General features: G+C 46.2%; 20 protein-coding genes. 2 read left to right on the top strand and 18 right to left on the bottom strand.

Features of this window, described 5'->3' with window-relative positions; genetic code table 11:
- Positions 1-4 precede the first annotated feature (4 nt).
- From ftsB to rlmD, 6 genes are all read right to left on the bottom strand, one after another.
- Complete coding sequence (gene ftsB / locus OCU35_RS02355; RefSeq protein WP_017027190.1) at positions 5-280, bottom strand: cell division protein FtsB; 276 nt, start codon at positions 278-280, stop codon at positions 5-7.
- Between the two features lie 216 nt (positions 281-496).
- The gene (gene eno / locus OCU35_RS02350; RefSeq protein ID WP_017032796.1) at positions 497-1,798 is read right to left on the bottom strand and encodes a phosphopyruvate hydratase; all 1,302 of its coding nucleotides are present in this window, start codon (positions 1,796-1,798) and stop codon (positions 497-499) included.
- A 79-nt stretch (positions 1,799-1,877) separates the two neighbouring features.
- Complete coding sequence (locus OCU35_RS02345) at positions 1,878-3,518, bottom strand: CTP synthase (RefSeq protein ID WP_065599902.1); 1,641 nt, start codon at positions 3,516-3,518, stop codon at positions 1,878-1,880.
- 152 nt (positions 3,519-3,670) lie between these two features.
- Positions 3,671-4,474, bottom strand: a complete 804-nt coding sequence (gene mazG / locus OCU35_RS02340) for a nucleoside triphosphate pyrophosphohydrolase (RefSeq protein WP_065210214.1) — start codon at positions 4,472-4,474, stop codon at positions 3,671-3,673.
- A gap of 58 nt (positions 4,475-4,532) precedes the next feature.
- Positions 4,533-6,755, bottom strand: coding sequence for a GTP diphosphokinase (gene relA, locus OCU35_RS02335; protein ID WP_261825585.1), 2,223 nt, complete (start codon positions 6,753-6,755; stop codon positions 4,533-4,535).
- 99 nt (positions 6,756-6,854) lie between these two features.
- Complete coding sequence (gene rlmD, locus OCU35_RS02330; protein WP_102381174.1) at positions 6,855-8,168, bottom strand: 23S rRNA (uracil(1939)-C(5))-methyltransferase RlmD; 1,314 nt, start codon at positions 8,166-8,168, stop codon at positions 6,855-6,857.
- 175 nt (positions 8,169-8,343) lie between these two features.
- On the opposite strand from rlmD, the gene barA reads away from it, so the two are divergent.
- Entirely contained in the window at positions 8,344-11,103 is a 2,760-nt protein-coding gene (gene barA / locus OCU35_RS02325) for a two-component sensor histidine kinase BarA (RefSeq protein WP_261825584.1), read from the top strand.
- Here the strand turns inward: barA and acpS are convergent.
- From acpS to rpoE, 11 genes are all read right to left on the bottom strand, one after another.
- Positions 11,100-11,480: a holo-ACP synthase gene (gene acpS / locus OCU35_RS02320; protein ID WP_065599899.1), complete on the bottom strand. Its 381-nt coding sequence runs from the start codon at positions 11,478-11,480 to the stop codon at positions 11,100-11,102. The two genes, barA and acpS, sit on opposite strands and share 4 nt — an antisense overlap.
- Entirely contained in the window at positions 11,480-12,211 is a 732-nt protein-coding gene (gene pdxJ, locus OCU35_RS02315; RefSeq protein ID WP_017242926.1) for a pyridoxine 5'-phosphate synthase, read from the bottom strand. The genes acpS and pdxJ overlap by 1 nt, the downstream gene beginning before the upstream one ends.
- Positions 12,208-12,927 (bottom strand): DNA repair protein RecO, encoded by a 720-nt coding sequence (gene recO, locus OCU35_RS02310; protein ID WP_261825583.1) that lies wholly within the window; start codon positions 12,925-12,927, stop codon positions 12,208-12,210. The genes pdxJ and recO overlap by 4 nt, the downstream gene beginning before the upstream one ends.
- Positions 12,928-12,981: 54 nt before the next feature.
- Positions 12,982-13,968, bottom strand: a complete 987-nt coding sequence (gene era, locus OCU35_RS02305) for a GTPase Era (RefSeq protein WP_017027180.1) — start codon at positions 13,966-13,968, stop codon at positions 12,982-12,984.
- Positions 13,961-14,638: a ribonuclease III gene (gene rnc, locus OCU35_RS02300; protein WP_017027179.1), complete on the bottom strand. Its 678-nt coding sequence runs from the start codon at positions 14,636-14,638 to the stop codon at positions 13,961-13,963. The genes era and rnc overlap by 8 nt, the downstream gene beginning before the upstream one ends.
- A 9-nt stretch (positions 14,639-14,647) precedes the next feature.
- Entirely contained in the window at positions 14,648-15,544 is an 897-nt protein-coding gene (lepB, locus tag OCU35_RS02295) for a signal peptidase I (RefSeq protein WP_065210216.1), read from the bottom strand.
- Positions 15,545-15,639: 95 nt separating this feature from the next.
- A complete protein-coding gene (gene lepA, locus OCU35_RS02290) occupies positions 15,640-17,433 on the bottom strand; it encodes a translation elongation factor 4 (RefSeq protein ID WP_065210217.1) in 1,794 nt (597 codons plus the stop codon).
- Between the two features lie 111 nt (positions 17,434-17,544).
- Positions 17,545-18,039 carry a SoxR reducing system RseC family protein gene (locus OCU35_RS02285; RefSeq protein WP_017032805.1) on the bottom strand — a complete coding sequence of 165 codons (495 nt, stop codon included), beginning with the start codon at positions 18,037-18,039 and terminating at the stop codon, positions 17,545-17,547.
- A 10-nt stretch (positions 18,040-18,049) separates the two neighbouring features.
- Positions 18,050-18,997: a sigma-E factor regulatory protein RseB gene (gene rseB, locus OCU35_RS02280; RefSeq protein ID WP_017032806.1), complete on the bottom strand. Its 948-nt coding sequence runs from the start codon at positions 18,995-18,997 to the stop codon at positions 18,050-18,052.
- The gene (locus OCU35_RS02275) at positions 18,994-19,611 is read right to left on the bottom strand and encodes an RseA family anti-sigma factor (protein ID WP_102334610.1); all 618 of its coding nucleotides are present in this window, start codon (positions 19,609-19,611) and stop codon (positions 18,994-18,996) included. The genes rseB and OCU35_RS02275 overlap by 4 nt, the downstream gene beginning before the upstream one ends.
- A gap of 24 nt (positions 19,612-19,635) precedes the next feature.
- The gene (gene rpoE / locus OCU35_RS02270) at positions 19,636-20,214 is read right to left on the bottom strand and encodes an RNA polymerase sigma factor RpoE (RefSeq protein WP_017027173.1); all 579 of its coding nucleotides are present in this window, start codon (positions 20,212-20,214) and stop codon (positions 19,636-19,638) included.
- Positions 20,215-20,600: 386 nt separating this feature from the next.
- Here rpoE and nadB point away from each other — a divergent pair, with 386 nt between their 5' ends.
- Positions 20,601-22,232: an L-aspartate oxidase gene (nadB, locus tag OCU35_RS02265; RefSeq protein ID WP_017027172.1), complete on the top strand. Its 1,632-nt coding sequence runs from the start codon at positions 20,601-20,603 to the stop codon at positions 22,230-22,232.
- A gap of 85 nt (positions 22,233-22,317) precedes the next feature.
- On the opposite strand, the gene OCU35_RS02260 is transcribed toward nadB, so the two are convergent.
- Positions 22,318-22,581 carry an FAD assembly factor SdhE gene (locus OCU35_RS02260; RefSeq protein ID WP_017027170.1) on the bottom strand — a complete coding sequence of 88 codons (264 nt, stop codon included), beginning with the start codon at positions 22,579-22,581 and terminating at the stop codon, positions 22,318-22,320.
- Between the last annotated feature and the right edge of the window lie 181 nt (positions 22,582-22,762).

Genomic DNA, 22,762 nt, shown 5'->3' with positions numbered 1-22,762 from the left:
AAAATTAGTCCGAATCGATAATACGGTAGAAGGTTTCACCTTCTTTCACCATTCCGAGTTCATGGCGAGCTCGCTCTTCGATGGCATCAAGTCCTTGTCTTAGGTCGTCAATCTCAGCAAACATCTCATCGTTGCGCTTGCGTAGCTCCGAGTTCACTGAGCTTTGAATTGCAATCTCATCTTGAACCTGGCGATAATCGTTAACGCCATTTTTACCGGCCCACAGCTTTGCTTGCATCAGCACCAGTAAACCAAACAGCAATACGGAAAATACACGCACGAAAGAATCCTTCTCTAATAACTGACTCTCATAGCCTTTCAGCCCAAGAACCCGGCTAACCTTAGTTAGTTAATATTTATAACATATTCGTGTAATAGACGACACGCATCAAACTTAATGACAAGAAAAATACAAAAAAAAACACCCCGCAAACGCGAGGTGTTTATGATTTAAAGCTAACAGCCGAAAGCTATAAGCTTCAAGCTAAGCTAATAATTAAGCTTGGCCTTTAACTTCTTTAAGACCGTTGTAAGGTGCACGCTCACCTAGAGCTTCTTCGATGCGAAGAAGTTGGTTGTACTTAGCAACACGGTCAGAACGGCTCATAGAACCAGTTTTGATTTGGCCTGCAGCAGTACCTACCGCTAGATCAGCGATAGTTGCGTCTTCAGTTTCGCCAGAACGGTGAGAGATAACTGCTGTGAAACCAGCATCTTTAGCCATCTTGATTGCAGCTAGAGTCTCTGAAAGTGAACCGATTTGGTTGAACTTGATTAGGATTGAGTTAGTGATGCCTTCTTCAATACCACGAGCTAGAATCTTAGTGTTTGTAACGAATAGATCGTCACCAACTAGTTGAAGCTTGTCGCCTAGAAGTTCAGTTTGGTGCTTGAAGCCAGCCCAATCTGATTCGTCAAGACCGTCTTCGATAGATACGATTGGGTATTGGTTAGCAAGGTCTTGCAGGTAGAAGTTAAATTCTTCAGAAGTGAAGATTTTGCCTTCGCCTTTCATGTTGTACTTGCCAGTTTCTTTGTCGAAGAACTCAGAAGCAGCACAGTCCATAGCAAGAGTAACGTCTTTACCTAGTACGTAACCAGCAGCTTCTACAGCTTCTTGGATAGCAGCTAGAGCAGCAGCGTTAGACTCAAGGTTAGGAGCGAAGCCACCTTCATCACCAACTGCAGTGCTTAGGCCTTTTGCCTTAAGAACTTTAGCTAGGTTGTGGAATACTTCAGCGCCGATACGTAGAGCTTCTTTAAGAGTTTTAGCACCAACTGGTTGGATCATGAACTCTTGGATGTCAACGTTGTTATCAGCGTGCTCGCCACCGTTGATGATGTTCATCATTGGTAGAGGCATAGAGAATTGACCTGGAGTGCCGTTTAGCTCAGCGATGTGCTCAAAAAGAGGCATGCCTTTAGCTGCAGCAGCTGCTTTTGCGTTAGCAAGAGAAACAGCAAGGATTGCGTTAGCACCGAACTTAGACTTATTTTCAGTACCGTCTAGGTCGATCATCACTTGGTCGATAGCAACTTGGTCTTTAGCGTCTTTGCCAGCTAGAGCAGTAGCGATTTCGCCGTTTACAGCGTCAACAGCTTTAAGAACACCTTTACCTAGGAAACGTGCTTTGTCGCCGTCACGTAGCTCAAGAGCTTCGCGAGAACCAGTAGATGCGCCAGATGGTGCAGCAGCCATACCTACGAAACCGCCTTCTAGGTGTACTTCAGCTTCTACAGTTGGGTTACCACGTGAGTCGATAATTTCACGACCTAGAACTTTAACGATCTTAGACATTAAATGTTTCCTCTTATAATCAAAAAAATGTCAATTTTAAGGGGTGCTATACATCTCCGCTCAACACCCCTGCATTCCTTTACTTGTCGAATTCACCGCGTTGGAATTGACCAGCCGCTTTAACGAAACCAGCGAATAATGGGTGCCCATCACGTGGTGTCGAAGTGAATTCTGGGTGGAACTGAGCCGCCACGAACCAAGGGTGCGCAGGGTTCTCGATAACTTCCACCAATTTTTTGTCTGCTGATAGACCTGATACTTTAAGACCAGCTTTCTCGATCAACGGACGTAAATTGTTGTTCACCTCATAACGGTGACGGTGACGCTCGTGGATCTTAGCGCTGCCGTAGAGTTCATAGGCTTTAGTGCCCTTCTCTAGGTGACATAGCTGAGAGCCAAGGCGCATTGTACCACCAAGGTCAGAGGTTTCGGTACGCTCTTCAACGTTACCTTCTTTATCAACCCATTCGGTGATCAAGCCTACCACAGGGTTTGGTGTTTCTTTGTTAAATTCTGTTGAATGCGCATCAGCGAGGTTAGCAACATTTCGCGCGAATTCAATCAGCGCTACCTGCATACCAAGGCAGATACCTAGGTACGGGATGTTGTTCTCACGAGCGTATTGTGCAGCACGAATCTTACCTTCAACACCACGGTCGCCAAAGCCACCTGGTACTAGAATTGCATCTAAACCAGCAAGTGCTTCTTCGCCCTTGCTCTCAACATCTTGAGAGTCCACATACTTAATGTGGACGTTGAGACGGTTTTTCAACCCTGCATGCTTCAATGCTTCGTTCACAGACTTATAAGCATCTGGTAGTTCGATGTATTTACCGACCATACCGATGACCACTTCACCTGTTGGGTTTGCTTCTTCGTAGATTACTTGTTCCCACTCAGACAAGTCTGCTTCTGGCGCATTAATGCCGAAACGAGTACAAACTAGATCGTCTAGACCTTGTGCCTTGATAAGCTGAGGGATCTTGTAGATAGAATCTACGTCTTTCATTGAGATAACTGCTTTCTCTTGTACGTTACAGAACAAAGCAATTTTCTTGCGCTCGTTTGCAGGAACCATACGGTCACTGCGACAAACAAGAATATCAGGTTGGATACCAATCGAAAGCAACTCTTTCACTGAGTGCTGGGTTGGTTTTGTTTTCACTTCGCCCGCTGCCGCTAGGTAAGGTACCAGCGTTAGGTGCATGAACATAGCGCGTTCACGGCCTAGTTCAACAGCTAGCTGACGAATCGCTTCCATAAATGGTAGTGATTCGATATCGCCCACGGTGCCACCGACTTCAACGATCGCTACATCATGGCCTTCAGAGCCCGCGATTACACGGTCTTTGATAGCGTTAGTGATGTGAGGGATAACCTGAATGGTCGCGCCTAGGTAGTCGCCACGACGCTCTGCTGCTAGAACGTCTGAATAAACACGACCCGCTGTAAAGTTGTTACGCTTAGTCATCTTGGTGCGAATGAATCGCTCATAGTGACCAAGGTCAAGGTCAGTTTCAGCGCCATCTTCCGTGACAAACACTTCACCATGCTGAGTTGGGCTCATTGTACCCGGATCAACGTTGATGTAAGGGTCAAGCTTCATCATGGTCACTTTAAGACCACGAGCTTCTAAAATAGCCGCAAGAGATGCTGCTGCAATACCTTTACCGAGTGAGGAAACAACCCCGCCAGTAACAAAAATGTAATTTGTCGTCATGTTTAACCTGAAATTGGTTGAATGAGGGAAATGGATATCTTCTGGACGGGATGCAAATATACCAGAAGCCCTTTATCGCCACAACGTGAAACTTATCACAGGCATTTTTTTTATTTTTTGCTTCAAATCAATTCAATCTTCTAAAGCCAATTTTACTTCCGCTCATCTTGTTTTACTAAATCCCACAAAGAATCAAGATACTCAAGGTCACAATCATCTAGCTTGCGACCTTGTTCTTGAACCTTTTTTTCTACTGCTCTAAAGCGTCTTTCAAATTTGTTGTTTGCCTTGCCCAGAGCGACCTCTGGGTTGCAATTTAGGTGCCTAACTAGGTTCACTGTAGCGAACAAAAGATCACCCAATTCATCCTCGACTTTCTCTTGCACAACAGTTACTTGCAAGGCTTCATCGAGCACCTCTTGCACCTCTTCATGCACCTTGTCTACCACAGGCCCTATGGTGTCCCAATCAAAGCCATGTTTAGCACAACGTTTTTGAATTTTGTTGGCACGACTCAGTGCAGGTAAAGACTTAGGTACAGAGTCTAGAATACTTTTTTCAACATTGCCCGAACGAGCTTTCTCTTTCGCTTTTTCGGCTTCCCAGTTGTCATTTATTTCTTGTTCATTGGCAAACTTCTCGTCAGAAAAAACATGCGGATGACGGCGCATAAGTTTTTCATTGAGCACTTCTAGCACATCTTCAAAATCAAACAGTTGCTGCTCTTTTGCCATTTGCGAGTAGAAAATCACTTGAAAAAGTAGGTCGCCCAGCTCTTCTTTTAGATTATCCCAGTCTTGATTTTGAATGGCATCGACCACTTCATAAGTTTCTTCAATGGTATGGGGAACGATAGTGTCAAAGCTCTGCTTTTTGTCCCATGGGCAACCCTGTTCAGGGTCACGGAGCGTGGCCATTATGGATAGCAATTGTTCGATGGAGTTTGAAGCTGACATAATATTTCCAATTCACATTCAAAAAAGAAAGCCCCTTTTCAGGGGCTTGTTAGATGGGTTAGCCAAGACGTTTGACGGAGATAACGTCTTTGATCTGCTCGATTCGAGATTGAACCCGAGAGCTAATTTCAACACTGTTCACTTGAACATCGAGATCCATAATCGACATTTGGCGCTTGTGATCGGTGCGTGAACGCATACTCGCTACCTTGAGCTTTTCGTTAGTAATCAAGGTAGTAATGTCCTTTAACAGACCTGTGCGCTCTAGCGCTTCCACTCTCAAGGTCAGAATAAACGAGCCAACAAAACCACTTCCCCATACCGTATCTATGATTCGTTCTGGGGCATGATGCCTTAGCTCGTTGAGTTGGTCACAATCACTGCGATGCACAGAGATACCGCGACCTTGTGTAATGTAACCACTGATTCGGTCACCCGGTATCGGCTGACAACAGCGCGCCAAGTGGGTCATGAGATTATCAACCCCTTCAACCACCACCGCGTCTTTGTGTGGCTTGCTCTCAATCGGCGCTGTCGAGTCTACACTCTTAAGCTTTTCAAGGGCTTGCTTATCTTCCTCTTCCGCTGTTGGCTTGTTGACTAGGGCATTGATGTGATTAACCACTTGGTTAATACGCAAGTCACCACTGCCGATCCCAGCATACAACTCATCAGCTGAATTGACGTTAAAGCGTTTCAAGGCGTAGAGGTCAGCGTCTTTTAAATTAGCGCCAATCTTAGCCAGTTCAACTTCTAGGATCTCTTTACCCGCATCGATGTTCTTCTCTCGACTTTGTTTTCTAAACCAAGCATTTATCTTGGCACGAGCGCGGCTTGAGTGAACAAAACCTAATGATGGGTTTAGCCAATCTCGAGAGGGATTTGGCTCTTTTTGCGTGATGATCTCAACCTGATCGCCCATTTCCAATTGATGGGTAAACGGTACGATTCTTCCTGCGACCTTAGCGCCAATACAACGGTGCCCTACCTCAGAGTGAATGTGGTAAGCAAAGTCGAGAGGCGTCGCCCCCATCGGCAGGTCGACTACATCACCACGAGGGGTAAAGGCATAAACGCGATCATCAAACACTTGAGAGCGCAACTCGTCCAGCATCTCACCGGAATCCGACATCTCTTCTTGCCAATCAAGCAGTTTGCGCAGCCAAGTAATCTTCTCATCGTAGCCACTGCGACCACCTGAACTGCCCTCTTTGTATTTCCAGTGGGCCGCGACACCAAGCTCAGAGTCTTCATGCATTTGCTTGGTACGGATTTGAATCTCTATGGTTTTGCCTTCAGGCCCAAGCACAACGGTATGAATAGATTGATAGCCGTTAGGTTTTGGGTTCGCGACATAGTCATCGAACTCACCGGGAAGGTGCTTATATTTGGTGTGTACGATGCCTAGAGCGCCGTAACAATCTTGCAGTTGGTCAGCAATGATTCGCACTGCACGCACATCAAAAAGCTCATCAAAGGCGAGCTTTTTCTTCTGCATCTTACGCCAGATACTAAAGATGTGTTTCGGACGACCACTTACCTCAGCATTAATATTGGTGCGCTTCATTTCTGATCCGAGATCATCAACAAATTCGGTGATGTAGCGCTCGCGGTCTATGCGTCGTTCAGCTAATTGCTTGGCAATTTTTTTATAGGTAGTCGGATTTTGATAGCGAAACGCGTAGTCTTCGATTTCCCATTTTAGCTGACCAATACCCAGGCGATTAGCAAGCGGTGCATAGATGTTGGCACACTCTTTAGCAACGGCTTGGCGCACTTCATCTGGGGCGTTTTTCACTTCACGTAAATTACAGATCCGCTCGGCGAGCTTAATGATGACACAGCGGAAATCATCCACCATAGCCAGCAACATGCGTCTAACGTTATCAATCTGGGAAGAAGCGCTACTGCTCTCTAAGGAGGCGTTTAGTTGGCCAATGGCGGCCATCTCTTCAACGCCTTCGATCAATTTCATGATCTCTTGGCCGTAACGCTCTTTAAGCTCTTCGGTGTCAAATAAACCACTAGAGACAACTGGGAATAATTGCGCTGCAAGCAGGGTCGCTCTATCCATAGATAGAGTGATCAATATTTCGATCATCTCACGCCCACGCCATAGCAATAATTCCTTTTGCTCATGACTTGCTAGCATCTCTTCACAATCGATGTACAGCTTGCGCAGCTTGTTCTCGGTTTTTTGCCCTTGCTTTAGACTGCCTATCCAGCCATCAAGGTTAAACTCTTCATCCTTTTTTATGTGCGCACTGCGTACCGCAACCATATTTCGTCCCTAAATAACTATGATTTTACTCTCGTACATTTCTTGCAACAGTATACCCCTAGGGCGATTCAGCTGTTTAGCAAAATTTGGAAATTTGCGTCATTTCTCAAATAACACCATGGATTCTAGATGCCCAGTATGTGGGAACATATCTAAAATTCTCATTTTCACCACCTTATAGCCTTGCTCAAGTAAAGATTCACTATCACGGGCTAGAGTCGCAGGGTTACAAGATACATACACGATGCGCGAAGCCTCAAATGAAGAGAGCTTTTCCACCACACCCGCAGCGCCCGCTCTGGCAGGATCCAGAAGGATTTTATCAAAGCGCTCCGTTGCCCAGCCTTCCTTTCCGGTAAGCTCTGCAAGGTTAGCTTGATAAAATTCAGCCGTATCTATGCCCAGCGTCTTCGCATTGTCACTCGCTCTAGAGACCATCTCATCGACCCCCTCAATGCCAACCACCGCTTTTGCCTTAGCACTGAGTGGGAAGGTAAAGTTGCCAACGCCACTGAACAGATCCAGCACTCTTTCATTCTCGTTCACATCAAGCCATTCGATAGCTTGAGAAACCATCTGCTGATTCACAGAGCGATTAACCTGAATAAAATCGGTAGGCAAGAAATCCAACTCGAAGCCAGTCTCATCGCACCTTGGTGATTCGCCGCACAGTTTTTTCGGCTTGCTCTGCCCCTCATGAAGATACAAGGTAAGGTTATTCTGCTGGGCAAAATCTAACACTGCTTTGCTGTCTTTCGCTCTTAGTTCAGCACTAGTGCGAAGTAAGATAACCTTAGTATTGTCCGCTTCTACCAGTTCTAGGTGACCAAGAATCTTAGGTTGAGATAACCCTTCTAAGAGAGTCTTCATTTCAGGAAATAGACCGGCAAGAGAATCGGCTAGCACGGGGCACTGACTAACGGTCACTATATTTTTGCTCTGCCCTTCTCTGAAGCCAAAATGTAATTTGCTCTTTTTGGTATCCCACAGCAGGCTAATACGCGCTCTACGACGATAGCTTTTACTATTTCCCACTATCGGCGCTTCTAATTCTTGGTGCGGTGCAACCTTAGACATCACCTTAGAGAAGGCTTGTTGCTTCACCTCTAACTGCTGCTCGTATGGCATATGCTGCAAGGTACACCCACCACATTGCTGAAAGTGCGGGCAAAATGCCGCCACACGCTCATCACTGGCCTTTAATACTTTGATTAATTTAGCCTTTATGAACTTCGCTTTGCTTTCTACAGGCTGACATACCACTTCTTCACCCACCAAGGCTCCAGAAATGAACACCGGCTTTCCTTGGGCGTATGCCATCCCTGCTCCCTGAAAGTCGTATTTTTCGATGGTCAGACTCAAGTGCTTTTGGGTACGGTTGTTATTTTTTTGCGGTTTGTAAAAGTTAGCCATAGAGGTGTGCCTAGTAAGTTTTAACGGTCATGCATCAAGCTTTTGACTGAGTTTTCAGTCTGACAGAGTTCTTGGGAAGCAATTTTAATTTCAATGATTTAGACTTAGGTTCAAGTTTAGGAAACTCAAAAGCCTTTGAAGGCTTATTTTTTCACATCCGGCACATTAATAAAACATGACAAGATACGGACTTCGCGCACGCGTAATAACATTGACTCTCGCCCCAACACTCATCGTTGGGATGTTGTTGAGCGTGTTCTTTACTTCAAATCGATACAACGACCTTGAAGCGCAATTGATCACCGCCGGTACCAACATTGTGGAACCTCTGGCGATTGCCAGTGAATTTGCCATGTTACAGCAAAATCGCGAAGCGGTGAGAAGGCTGATCAGTTACAGCCATCGCAAGCGCTCAGATGTGGTGCGAAGTATCGCAGTATTCGATGCCAATCACGAACTATTTGTTACCTCAAACTTTCATCCTAATTTCCAAAGCCTGATGTTCCCACAATCAGAGCCCATTCCACTGCACAGCACCGTTCAGTTAATTGATACCAAGCTGATTATCAGAACGCCAGTCATCGCCGAGGCCCAATTTGTCGCGCCTCAAGCAGACTCAAAAGAAAGTAATCAAGTGTTGGGCTACATCGCCATAGAGCTGGATCTCTCTAGCTTGAGGCTGCAACAGTATCAAGAGATCGTGGTAGCGCTGGTTGTGATGTTCCTTGGCGTAGGGCTATCCGCCTTTTTCGCCTATCGATTAATGCAAGATATTACTGCGCCGATTACCCACCTCAAAAATAGTGTGGACCGAATTCGACGCGGACAGTTAGACGTACGTATTGAAGGCAAAATGCATGGTGAGCTTAATTCACTGAAGAACGGTATCAATTCCATGGCAATGTCGCTCTCTGAATACCATATAGAGATGCAGCACAGTATCGACCAAGCGACTTCCGATCTTCGTGAAACCTTAGAGCAGTTGGAGATCCAAAACGTTGAGCTGGATATTGCTAAGAAACGCGCTCAAGAAGCCGCGCGCGTGAAGTCTGAGTTCTTAGCCAATATGTCACACGAATTAAGAACACCGCTCAATGGCGTGATCGGCTTTACTCGTCAAATGCTCAAGACCAATTTGTCGCATAGCCAAACCGATTACCTGTTAACTATCGAGCGTTCAGCCAACAATTTACTTAGCATTATCAATGACATCTTAGACTTCTCTAAACTTGAGGCGGGTAAACTGCTTCTAGAAAATATCCCATTTGATTTCCAAGAATCTCTGGAAGAAGTGGTCAATCTGCAGGCCCCAAGTGCGCACGAAAAAGGACTCGAGTTAACCCTGAAGATCGACCCTAAGATCCCGGCTGGGGTGGTAGGCGATTCATTACGCATTCAGCAAGTACTGACTAACTTAGTGGGTAATGCAGTTAAATTTACCGAACGCGGCAACATTGACGTCAGCATTGAACTTCGAACACAAAAAGAAGATCAAGTTGAGATCCAGTTTATGGTCAAAGATAGCGGTATCGGTATCTCTGAGCGCCAGCAAGCCCAACTGTTCCAAGCATTTAGCCAAGCGGATGCCAGCATCTCAAGACGCTATGGTGGTACAGGTCTTGGCCTTGTCATTACCCAGAAACTGGTGCGCCAAATGGGCGGTGAGATCAGCCTAACCAGTCGTCTGCACCAAGGCTCAACCTTCTGGTTCACTATTCGCCTCAATACCACCGACTTGCCACTTGAACAGATCGATCTTACAGATATTCGTGGCAAGGAAGTGCTGCTAATTGAGCAAAACCTGCAAGCGGCCAATGTACTGCAACAACTGTTAACCCAAGAAAGTATTGTTACTCAGTATCGCTCGGCGATTCCTGAGTCCATTACCCCTCATGATTATATTATCTATAACGTTCCAGTGAATGAGATCATGGGAGAGGCAGAACTGGTCGAGTTTATCTATCAAGCTAAAGCGGTTTGCCCGAACGTTATTATTGGTCTGCCAAGTAATCAGCTAGCCCTATCTGAAACCTTGATGGCTCAGCATTCTGTGACCTGTATTATCAAGCCACTGACACGTACCAAGATCATGCAGGCGATGCTACGCGGCCAAGACAGCAGTGTGCCTATCTACGAAAAACCCGAGCCTCTGTTGCTTGAGAAACTACCACTTAAAGTGATGGCCGTTGACGACAACCCTGCCAACCTAAAACTCATCAGCGCCTTGCTAGATGAACACGTAGAGTCAGTCATAACCTGCTCCAACGGTCAGAGCGCCGTCGACGAGGCCACTCGCACCCACTTTGATTTGATCTTAATGGATATTCAGATGCCAGGGTTAGATGGTGTGGCAGCTTGCCAAGCCATTAAGCAAAAGGCAACCAACAAAGATACGCCTATCATTGCGGTGACTGCTCATGCGATGAGTGGTGAGCGCGATAGATTGCTGCAAGCGGGTATGGACGACTACCTCACCAAACCTATTGAAGAGCGAGTCCTGCTCAAGGTACTCAATCATTGGGGTGGAAACCCAATTGATGAGCCAGTTGCAGTCTCTGCACCAGAAGTAGTCTCTACGCCAAGCAGCGACGTCATCATTGACTGGCGAGCGGCCTTGGCTCAATCCGCTAACAAGGAAGATTTAGCCAAAGAGATGCTGCAGATGCTCGTGGATTACATTCCAGAGGTGAATGAGATTGTGGAGCAAGCAATTGATGAGCAGTTAGGCTCACGAGAAGACCTTATCCACCATATTCATAAACTGCATGGTAGTAGTAGCTATTGTGGTGTCCCTAAGCTTAAGAAGGCCTGTGCGTTGCTCGAACAGATGTTGCGCTCAGGAGAGACCATTGAGGATATTGAGCCTGAGTTGTTAGAGCTTCAAGATGAAATGGAGAAAGTACAAACGACCGCTCGCTTGTACCTACAGGGTTAACACTCGAGAATGACCGTAGCGACGGCGTAGTGCCTTTCATCAGATATTGAAAGGTGAATATGCGCAACGCCAAGCTGCTGGGAAATTTCTTGAGCCTTGCCCGACAGCAGTAGCACCGGTTTGCCCAAGGCGTCATTACTAACGGTAAAGTCTTGGAACGACACACCTTTTGCTATGCCTGTACCTAAAGCCTTAGAGGCGGCTTCTTTGGCGGCAAAGCGTTTGGCTAGAAACTTAGCCTTTGAGGTGAGCTGATGAAACCGCTCCATCTCGACCTCAGTTAGAATGCGCTCAGCAAAACTAACACCGGTGCGATTGAGCGCCTTTTCTACGCGCTCAATCTCTGCAATATCAGTCCCTAAACCAACAATGGCCATTACTTGCGAGCCTGATCCATGATGGCTTTCATGTCAGCGACCGCTTTGTTCAAGCCATCAAATACTGCACGGCCCATAATCGAGTGACCGATGTTGAGCTCATAGATCTCAGGTAATGCCGCAACAGGACCAACATTATGATACGTCAGACCATGTCCCGCATTTACCGTGATGCCTAAGCCTGATGCATAGGTTGCAGCCTCGGCAATAACCTTAAGCTCTTTGTGTTGCTCTTCTTCAGTCTGTGCTTCTGCATAGTGACCCGTGTGAAGCTCAATGAAAGGCGCGCCCGCAGCCTTCGATGCATCAATTTGCTTCGAATTTGGGTCAATAAACAGTGATACCTTGATGCCTGCTGCTGCCAGTTTCTCTGTAGCAGCTTTGATCTTGTCGAACTGACCCACTACGTCTAAACCGCCTTCCGTCGTCAACTCTTCACGCTTTTCAGGAACTAAGCAAACGAACTCTGGCTTAGTCTTAAGGGCAATATCAACCATCTCGTCAGTGACGGCCATTTCAAGGTTCATGCGAGTCTGAATCGTCTCAGCTAGGATGCGAACGTCTCTGTCTAAGATATGGCGACGGTCTTCACGTAGGTGAATGGTGATGCCATCAGCACCTGCACGTTCGGCAATTTCTGCTGCGTGAACTGGATCTGGGTACTTAGTTCCACGCGCATTTCGTAGGGTCGCAATGTGGTCGATATTGACCCCAAGTAAGATTGGATTCATTTTCCGATACTCCGTGTTCGGGGCATAAATAACTCCCGACTTTTTATTGGTTTTCCGCCAAGATAAGGCTTTAAGGCTATACGTGTAAAGCGCTTTGCCGCGCTCAACTGAGATTTTGAGGTAAAACGTCTTTCACTTAAGGCGATCAACTCTTCCCCCATAAAGGTTAGGTTGTCTTTTCGCACCGATGCAATGAAGCCTTGTTGCTCACGGTAACGATAGGTCATCTTAGGGTCTATGGGTTCGCCTGTGCCCGAGCAGTGCATAAAATCAACGCCGTACCCAAGCGCACTCAGCAAAGCGAGCTCAAAGCGGCGCAGTGCGGGTTCTGGGTTATCGGCTTGAGCAAGCTCGGTTAACGCATGCAGATAGTCAATAAACAGCTCAGGATAGGGCACCTCTTGTGCAATCACTCGCACCAAGATTTCATTGATGTACATGGCTGAATAAAGAGTTACTCCACTCAAAGGTAAACCGAGACTAATGGGTTCGGCTTGGCGAAGGGTTTTCATCGAACCGCCTCCCGACCACTTTAGCAGCAAAGGCGTAAAGGGTTGCAGGGCCCCTTTTAATGGTGAGCGCTTGCTTCTGCCGCCTTTACTCAGGATGGTCACACGACCAAATTCCTCAGAAAAGACATCCAAGATCAAGCTAGATTCTGTATAAGGACGACGATGCAATACAAAGCAACGTTGGAAGCCTTCAATTACCGACATAGTATTGATGCCATAAAAAACTCCACGTCTAAGGTGGAGTTTTGAGTTTAATCTTTATAGGTCATCCATGTAGCCCAATGAACGAAGTGCTCGCTCATCGTCAGCCCAACCAGATTTGACCTTAACCCAAGTCTCTAGGTAAACCTTGCGACCAAATAACTCTTCCATATCTAAACGAGCTTCTCGTCCGATGGTTTTTATCTTGTCACCACCCTTACCAATGACCATTTTCTTCTGGCCACTACGCTCAACGAGGATCAGAGCGTTAATGTGGAAACCATCATTATCAGGGTTGTAATCAAAGCGTTCGATTTCCACAGTCACTGAGTATGGTAGCTCGTCACCAGTGAAACGCATTAATTTCTCACGCACGATCTCTGAGGCCATAAAGCGCTGAGAGCGGTCTGTTACGTACTCTTCAGGGAAGTGGTGAGTCGCCTTTGGTAGGAAGTCACGAACGTGCTTGCGCAATACGTCGGTGTTCTTGCCTAGTTTTGCAGAGATAGGCACCACATCAACGAAGTCCATCTTCTGCGTCATCTCTTGCATGTGCTGCATGACAAGGTTGCGGTCTTGTACTTTATCAACCTTATTCACACACAATACAACAGGGAAGTTTGCCGCTCTTAGCTTGTTTAGCACCATCTCATCATCAGCAGTCCAGTGGGTGCCATCGACCAAGAAAAATACCAGGTTTACATCACTCAAGGAACTGTTCGCTGCGCGGTTCATCAAACGGTTGATCGCGCGCTTTTCTTCGATGTGAAGCCCTGGGGTATCCACAAAGATAGCCTGAAAATCACCGTCAGTGTCTACACCCATAATACGGTGACGAGTTGTCTGAGGTTTACGCGAGGTAATCGAGATCTTCTGACCAAGGATATGGTTAAGAAGCGTTGATTTACCTACGTTAGGTCGACCCACAATAGCGATAAAGCCACAGTGTTGGTTGTCCACAGAGGTTGCTTTTTCTTGGTTGTGCGAAGCAAAGTACGCATCAAGGTCGATACCTTGATCTTCTGGCTGATCGTGATTAGACATTAGTTAATTTCTCCAACGCAAGTTCAGCCGCAGCTTGTTCAGCTTTGCGACGACTGGTGCCTTTACCCGTAAAAGGTCTTTCTACACCTGATACTACGCAATCAACGGTAAACTCTTGGTTGTGAGCCTCACCCTTAATCTTAGTTACGTCGTAAGTCGGTAAGGGCTTACGACGACCTTGCAAGAACTCCTGAAGACGTGTCTTAGGGTCTTTTTGCGATACACCAGGTTCTATCGCCTCAAGGCGACTCATGTACCAGCTAAGAACAATCGCTCGCACTGGCTCTGTACCGCTGTCTAGGTATATAGCTCCGATAATGGCTTCTACCCCATCTGCAAGGATAGAGTCACGACGGAATCCGCCACTCTTCAACTCACCTGGACCTAATTTTAAGTAGTCTCCGAGTTCAAATTCACGCGCGAGTTCAGCCAGAGTTTTACCTCTTACCAATGTGGCACGCATTCGACTCATGTCACCCTCGTTTACCTTAGGGAAACGGTGGTACAAATCATCTGTGATGACAAAACTTAAAATTGAATCGCCCAGAAACTCCAGTCGCTCATTATGTTTGCCATTGGCGCTGCGGTGGGTCAGCGCCAAGTTCAGTTTATCTAAGTCATTGAATTTGTATCCAATGCTCTTTTCTAATCTAGCTAATTGAGAAGTCATACTCTCTGATTACTCTATGCCGCCAATGCGGTTTAAACGGATACCGGTTGGAATCCAAGATGGCAGGAAGCTGTCGTCACTGCGATCAAACTCAAAGCTCACCCATATTCCAACTGCTTTACCAACTAGGTTGGCTTCGGGAACAAAGCCCCAATAACGGCTATCTGCGCTGTTATCACGGTTGTCACCCATCATGAAATAATGCCCTTGTGGCACAATCCATTCACGAACACCAGCTCTAGGCTGATACGCCGCTACGTTATCCTGACGCAGTGGATTCACCAATATTTGGTGCTGATGTTCACCCATGGTTTCGTCTAGACGAATCAATGGGATGTTATTTTGTATAAACTCACTTTCCGTATAGTTGATTAGAGGCACTGGCGTACATTGCTTCTCACCACTTGGCTTAATACAAAGTTTCTTATCTTGAGTATAGCGAACCGTATCACCCGGCAAGCCGATTACTCGCTTAATGTAGTCAATGTTTGGTTGAGGTGGGAATTTAAAGACCGCTACGTCACCGCGCTCTGGCTTGCCCGTTTCAACTAACTGGTTGCGCCATACAGGGTCTTTCAAGCCGTAAGAGAATTTCTCAACAACGATGAAGTCACCAATCAGCAAGGTTGGCATCATAGAGCCCGATGGGATCTGAAAGGGTTCGTAGATAAACGAACGCAATACCAACACGAAGGCGATCACAGGGAAAATAGAAACACTGTTCTCAATCCACCATGGCTGATGAGCAATCTTAGCCTTGGTTTTATCGTCCAAACCCGTTGTTTGAGCCTCAACCTCTGCCACCTTGGCCGCTCTTTTCTTTGCCCAAACGAACTTTTCTAGAGCGTAGACAATACCAGTAACCAAAGTCACACAGACTAGGATTAGTGAAAACGTATTAGCCATTGAAATCCCTTAAATTTAACTGTTTCTAAAACAACGAAAGTGAAAGGGTCATTAACCCTTTCACTTTGTAATTCTTACTTAACCATTTTTAATGGTTAGTCTTTGCCTACGTGAAGAATCGCTAGGAAGGCCTCTTGCGGAAGCTCAACGTTACCGATTTGCTTCATACGCTTCTTACCTTCTTTCTGCTTCTTCAAAAGCTTTTTCTTACGACTTATATCACCACCGTAACATTTAGCGATTACGTTTTTACGCAACTGCTTAACGGTTGAACGAGCGATAATATGGTTACCAATTGCAGCCTGAATAGCAATATCAAACATCTGGCGAGGAATGAATTCCTTCATTTTCTCAACCAACTGACGACCGCGTGTTTGCGAGTTGTCTTTATGAGTGATGATAGCCAATGCATCAACGGTATCGCCATTAAGCAATACGTCTACACGCACCATGCTTGACTCTGCGTAGCGGTGGAAATTGTAGTCTAGAGATGCATAACCACGTGATGTTGATTTTAGACGGTCAAAGAAGTCTAGTACCACTTCTGCCATTGGCAGATCGTAAGTAAGAGCAACTTGATTTCCGTGATAAACCATATCAACCTGAATACCACGCTTCTCAACACAAAGGGTAATAACATTACCTAGGTAGTCTGATGGTACTAGGATGTTACAGCGAGCAATAGGCTCACGGATCTCTTCAAGATCATTTACCGCTGGTAACTTCGCTGGACTATCAACGTACAGTAAATCACCACTGGTCTTAACCACTTCGTATACTACCGTTGGTGCCGTAGTAATAAGGTCTAGATCGTATTCACGCTCTAGACGTTCTTGGATAACTTCCATGTGAAGCATACCCAAGAAACCACAGCGGAAGCCAAAGCCTAGCGCGGCTGAACTCTCTGGCTCATAGAACAATGACGCGTCGTTTAGGCTCAATTTACCTAGTGCATCACGGAAGTTTTCGTAATCGTCAGAGGATACAGGGAATAGGCCCGCGTAAACCTGTGGTTTCACTTTTTGGAAACCAGGCAGTGCTTTTTCACAGCCGCCTTTAGCGTGAGTTAGGGTATCGCCTACTGGCGCACCTAGGATGTCTTTAATACCACAAACAACCCAACCTACCTCACCGGTATTCAGTTCTGTTGTATCAAGCTGTTTTGGCGTAAAGATACCGATACGGTCAATGCCCCAAACTTGGCCTGTACTCATTACTTTGATCTTGTCGTTCTTCTTAAGCTTACCGTGTTTTACACGCACTAGAGATACAACGCCAAGATAGTTATCAAACCATGAATCAATGATCAGCGCTTGCAGAGGTCCTTCAGGATCACCTTCTGGCGCTGGAATAGAGCTAACGATGGTCTCAAGAACTTCATCAACACCGACGCCTGTCTTAGCAGAACAGCGAGTTGCTTCCATCGCATCAATACCAACGATCTCTTCGATTTCTTCTGCGACACGCTCAGGATCAGCGGCTGGAAGGTCAATCTTATTCAAGATTGGCACTACCTCTAGATCCATTTCGATTGCGGTATAACAGTTAGCTAGCGTCTGCGCTTCAACGCCCTGGCCTGCATCAACCACCAGCAAAGCACCTTCACAGGCCGCTAGAGAGCGAGAGACTTCATAAGAAAAATCCACGTGTCCTGGAGTATCGATGAAGTTCAGCTGATAGGTTTCCCCATCATTTGCTTTGTAGTCTAGAGTCACACTCTGAGATTTGATCGTGATGCCACGCTCTCTTTCAAGATCCATAGAATCAAGAACTTGCGCTTCCATTTCGCGATCACTAAGGCCTCCACAAACTTGAATCAGGCGATCTGATAAGGTGGATTTACCATGGTCAATGTGGGCAATAATCGAAAAGTTACGAATGTTCTTCATAGTAAGGTGCGGTTAGACTCATACAAAATTGAAAGGGAAAATGATGGTTTTTTCATCATCATTTTGCTCAGGTTGGCAGATTCTACCCAATTTCAGCGCTTGCCGCTATCTTCATTTTACTTCTAATTGTTGGCCTAGGGTACGAATCAGAGTTACTTGTTGTTCTGCATCATGATTAGTTTGTCGGAGTTTGGCTTTCACAACCATCCCACTCAACAAGGCAAAACCGGCTCCAAAGAGTATACTTACCCATTCTTGGCCATTGAACATGGCCTCAGAAATCTCAGCGCCAATCACAGCGCCAAGGAACAAAAACAATAGAGGAACGAGATAGACTAAGGCTGCAGCAGACAGCAAGGCTTTTTCTGGTAGGCCAATCTCTACGATGTCGCCTTCTGAGACCTGTACAGGTGTTGTCAGCGACCAAGCGTGTTGTTTATTGCCAATGGCTTTGGTGACTTGACCTGTGGCACAACTGGATTTAGAGGCGCAGCTGTTGCAACTGGTCTGTTGCTCACAGGATAGATCGACTTTAAAAAGTTTAGCTCGTGAGTTGGGTGACGCTACCTCTGTCACCCTTGTCACTTGAGCCAGTGCGTTCATCATGATCAGTTACCTAATGAAAAGTCACTGATTGTAATATACGTTGCGCAGTACTAGGAGGAATATCTCCCACTACAATTATTTCATGCTGATTCACTACAGCACTTTGCAAAGTACGCCTGCCCTGTCTGACAAGCTGACGCTTCAACGATAAATCATCTTCAGGGGCAACATAGATAGAAAACTGAAACAAGCCATCTGAATAGATCTGGCTCTCTACCATTCGGTCTGAACCAAACAAGGGATGACTTTGCATCTTCTTGCTTTCAAAACCTCTAGGCATCCAATCGGCACTCCAGGAGATCTCATCAACACTACTGTCTGGCAATGTCACCACATCTGGCAGTGTTGCTTGCTCTAAGCTCTTCATGATTGGGATAAGATGATCGGTCACAGAGTAAGACACCGTTCGATATTGCTCTAGGATTTCGCCATCTCTATCAATCAAATCTGCTCGAAGAGGTAGGGCTGATTGTTCATCAATCCACACGATGTACGAATATCGTTGCCCGTCTTTAGGCACAACACGCACAACTTGAGTCGGGGCTCCCGCTTCACGAGCACGACCAACCTTAACAAAGTCGTAGTAGTCTTTTAAACGCTCGGTATCGACACGGAGCATAGGCATTAACGGCGCGACCATTTTATCTGACGCAATCGTGAAAGGGTCGATACCCGGTTCGATATAACTGACTTGATCGCCTCTACGAATCACTTCTCGCACAGGACCACTCAAATACATGAGTTGGGCAAATCGCGTGTCGTTATCATTGGCTTGGCGATAGACCAAAGGCTCAATACTGCTCTTTCGAATCAACACATACGACATCTCATAATTGAGGGTATCGCTAGCATCGCTCATCTTGTGGAGAAGAGCCTCAGCAGGATTATCTTCTGCTAAGGCTAAAGGAGAGGCTGTTAAGCTGAGCAGCGCTAAAGCGCTGGCCAGAAATTTCTTCATTTGACTTCCGTTTCTACGTCAGAGTTCGTTTCGCTATGGTTAAGGCGAAGCTGCAACTCATAGTCTTGCAACACAGTGTTAATGCGGCGACGTTGCTCTGCAATTTGCTCATCCTGTGGCGAAACCTTGTTCGCATCAGTTTTTGCACGCACAGAGTCACGAGTTAAGCTTACTGGCTCAACACTACCCGCCATAGGGATAGTCTGCAGAACAGGAAGGGTTTCCGCTACCTGTGAAGGCTGTCCATCAACACTACCACCGTACTGTTGAACCCCTAGAATGACCGCAAAGGATACACAAGCAGCGACCGCTACTTGACCAAATTGGGTTAGCCATTGAGGGAGGCCTTTTTTAGCCTTAGTCGGCGCAGGTTGCTCTTCGAGCATTGGCTGAACCTTGTTTGAGTGAGCTGGCTCATCTTCAAGGGCAAGGGCCACTCGGCTGGCGATATCCCAGTTAGGGTTATCCGGAGCGTCCCCTCGCATCACATCACCAATCAGATGGTAGTTCTGCCACGTCTGTTGAGCATCCTTCTCATTTTCCACCTCAGAGATCAGGCCGAGGTCTACCGACTCGCCATCCATCAAAGCTGAGATTTTCTCTTTGTTAGACATTACTTTCACCATTGTGATTATCTTCTAACGCTGAAGAAGCGGTTGCATTTTTTTCTCTACCGCTTCTCGAGCTCTAAATATTCGCGAACGAACTGTGCCCACAGGGCAATCCATAACAGCTGCGATCTCTTCATAACTTAATCCATCAAGTTCTCGCAACGTCATAGCGGTTTTCAGGTCTTCTGGTAGTGCTTCAATAGCATTGAAAACTACCTCCTTCAATTCATTCGACAACGTTAAGTTTTCTGGGTTCGATATTTCTTTTAGCGCATTCCCAGTTTCTAAGTATTCGGCGTCTTCTGCGTCTACGTCAGTAGCAGGCGGCCTGCGTCCTAGTGCGACAAGATGATTTTTAGCCGTGTTCACCGCAATGCGATATAGCCAAGTATAAAATGCACTTTCTCCCCTAAAATTAGGGATAGCACGATACGCCTTAATAAAGGTCTCCTGCGCCACATCGGCTACATCGCTTTGATTATTCACGTATCGAGAAATCAAGTTACACACTTTATTCTGATATTTAACTACCAGAAGATTAAAGGCTTGCTTATCTCCATTTTGAATGCGCTCAATCAGTACCTGATCGGTCAACTGCTCGTTCATTCGAGCTTTTACTCCTATGTTCAGCTCTCATCTTCTCAGATATGAGTTTTTTCAGTGCATAATGTATTATTGACAGCACCAATTACTTGAGCACTATTGTGACTCAATCAAAGTACAAAAGTTCATTTTGATTAAGGTTTTTTTAAAACTTAGTCAAAAATGTGATGTACTAGGCGCTTGATAGCCAATTAGAAGCGAACTTCAGTCTAAGGTTAGAACTGTTGATGCAGCGCAATGCTTTGCGCGACAAGTAGTAGTCGAATAGTAGCACCCTAGTACCCGGGTGGGTTAAGAACACGTCAAAAACTATAAAATTAAGCGAGTGTTCGGCTAGGGGTTAATAGTTAGCGCATAGGCTAACAGACAACAAAGGAAACAACGTCTCAATGAATTCAATCTCTCAGCATCAATGTGATGTACTGGTTATAGGTAGCGGTGCAGCTGGGCTATCTTTGGCTCTTCGTGTTGCCAAAAAATCCAAGGTTATCGTATTAAGTAAAAGTCTAAGTCGTGAAGGCGCTACCTTCTACGCACAAGGCGGCATCGCTGCCGTATTCGATGAAGCGGACACTATAGAGTCTCACGTTGATGACACTTTAATTGCCGGCGCTGGCCTTTGTGAAAAAGACAAGGTTCAGTTTATTGCTGAAAACGCCAAAAAGTGTGTCCAATGGCTCATCGATGGCGGTGTTCCATTTGATCAAGAAGAGTCCGACGATGACGATGATACGCCTCGCTATCACTTAACTCGTGAAGGTGGACACAGTCACAGACGTATTTTGCATGCGGCAGATGCCACGGGAATGGCCATGCAAACCTCTCTTCAAGAGAATGTCCTTAACCACCCAAACATTACCGTGTTAGAGCGACATAACGCCGTCGATTTAATCACTGAAGATAAGATTGGTGGTGATGCACAAAAAGTTGTGGGCGCATATGTGTGGAATCGCGATTCAGAACATGTAGAGACGATCGCAGCTAAGTTTGTCGTGCTGGCGACAGGTGGCGCTTCGAAGGTGTATCAATACACCAGTAACCCTGATGTGTCTTCTGGCGATGGTATAGCCATGGCATGGCGCGCAGGATGCCGTGTTTCGAACCTTGAATTCAATCAATTCCATCCAACGTGTTTATTCCACCCTGAAGCGCGAAACTTCTTATTGACCGAAGCGCTTCGCGGTGAAGGGGCGTACCTTCTAAGACCTGACGGTTCGCGCTTTATGCCGGACTTTGACTCTCGCGAAGAGTTGGCACCACGCGATATCGTTGCTCGCGCTATAGACTTTGAAATGAAACGCCTAGGTGCCGATTGCATGTACCTCGATATCAGCCATAAATCCGCTGATTTCATCACTAAGCACTTCCCTACAATTCACATGCGTTTGCAAGACCTTGGACTTGATATGACCAAGGAACCCATCCCGATTGTTCCTGCAGCACACTACACTTGTGGTGGTGTAATGGTGACCCCAGAAGGCCAGACAGACGTTAAGCAGTTGTATGCCATAGGCGAGGTAAGCTATACCGGATTGCACGGCGCAAACCGCATGGCGTCGAACTCTTTACTTGAGTGTGTGGTGTATGCATGGTCTGCAGCGAAGAGCATTCTTAAGCAACTGGACCAAGCTGAAATGCCCGATAACTTGCCATGCTGGGATGAGAGTCAGGTATGTAACTCTGATGAAGAAGTTATCCTTCAACACAATTGGCATGAGCTAAGGCTGTTCATGTGGGATTACATGGGCATAGTCCGCACCGACAAGAGGCTTGAGCGCGCCCTGCGACGCATTCAGCTCCTGCAACAAGAAGTAAACGACTACTACAGCAACTTCCGCGTCTCAAACAACCTACTTGAGTTACGTAACCTGTTGCAAGTCGCGGATCTGATGGTTCGCTGTGCGATGGAGCGAAAAGAGAGTCGAGGCCTGCACTACACCCTGGACTACCCAGAGATGCTAGAAGAAGCTAAGCCGACCATCTTGGTGCCTAACCGTTCAGATAAAAGCTACCCAAACTGATCAAAACACTCTCATTTAGAGTAAAGACTAAAAAGGCGCTCATTGAATGAGCGCCTTTTCTATAAATGCTGTTCGTGCCGCGAGCTTAAGAGCGAACCTTACTCAGGTTATGCGCAACGACTTTATCAATCATCGAAGCTAAAGCTAAGTTTTCACTGCGACCATGACCCATCACCCAAGTAAATAGATCCGGATCATCACACTCTAATAGCGCTACAAAATCCTTCTTTTCTTGGTCGGTCAGCCCGTCAAAGCATTCTTCAAAGAAGGGCATAATAACAACGTCCAACTCCAACATACCGCGTCGACACGCCCATTTAATACGTGCTTTTTGCTCTGGTGTGTACATGCGTTACCTCAAAAATAAATCATTCCTTTTGCCCGAGTGTACCAGTCCCGCCAAACTGTAACTATTAGCTTAATCACAGCTTGCAGCTTACATCCGATGATTTATCGACCTTAGGGTTGAAATTGCATCCTTAGACATACACATCAATAGTGATTACCATATACCCAACGACTTAGCTCAA

Origin of the sequence: Vibrio breoganii (genome assembly GCF_024346795.1) — a bacterium.
In the GTDB taxonomy this organism is placed as follows: Bacteria; Pseudomonadota; Gammaproteobacteria; order Enterobacterales; family Vibrionaceae; genus Vibrio; species Vibrio breoganii.
Note: the sequence above shows the minus strand (reverse complement) of the source record. Positions and strands in the feature narration are given on the sequence as shown.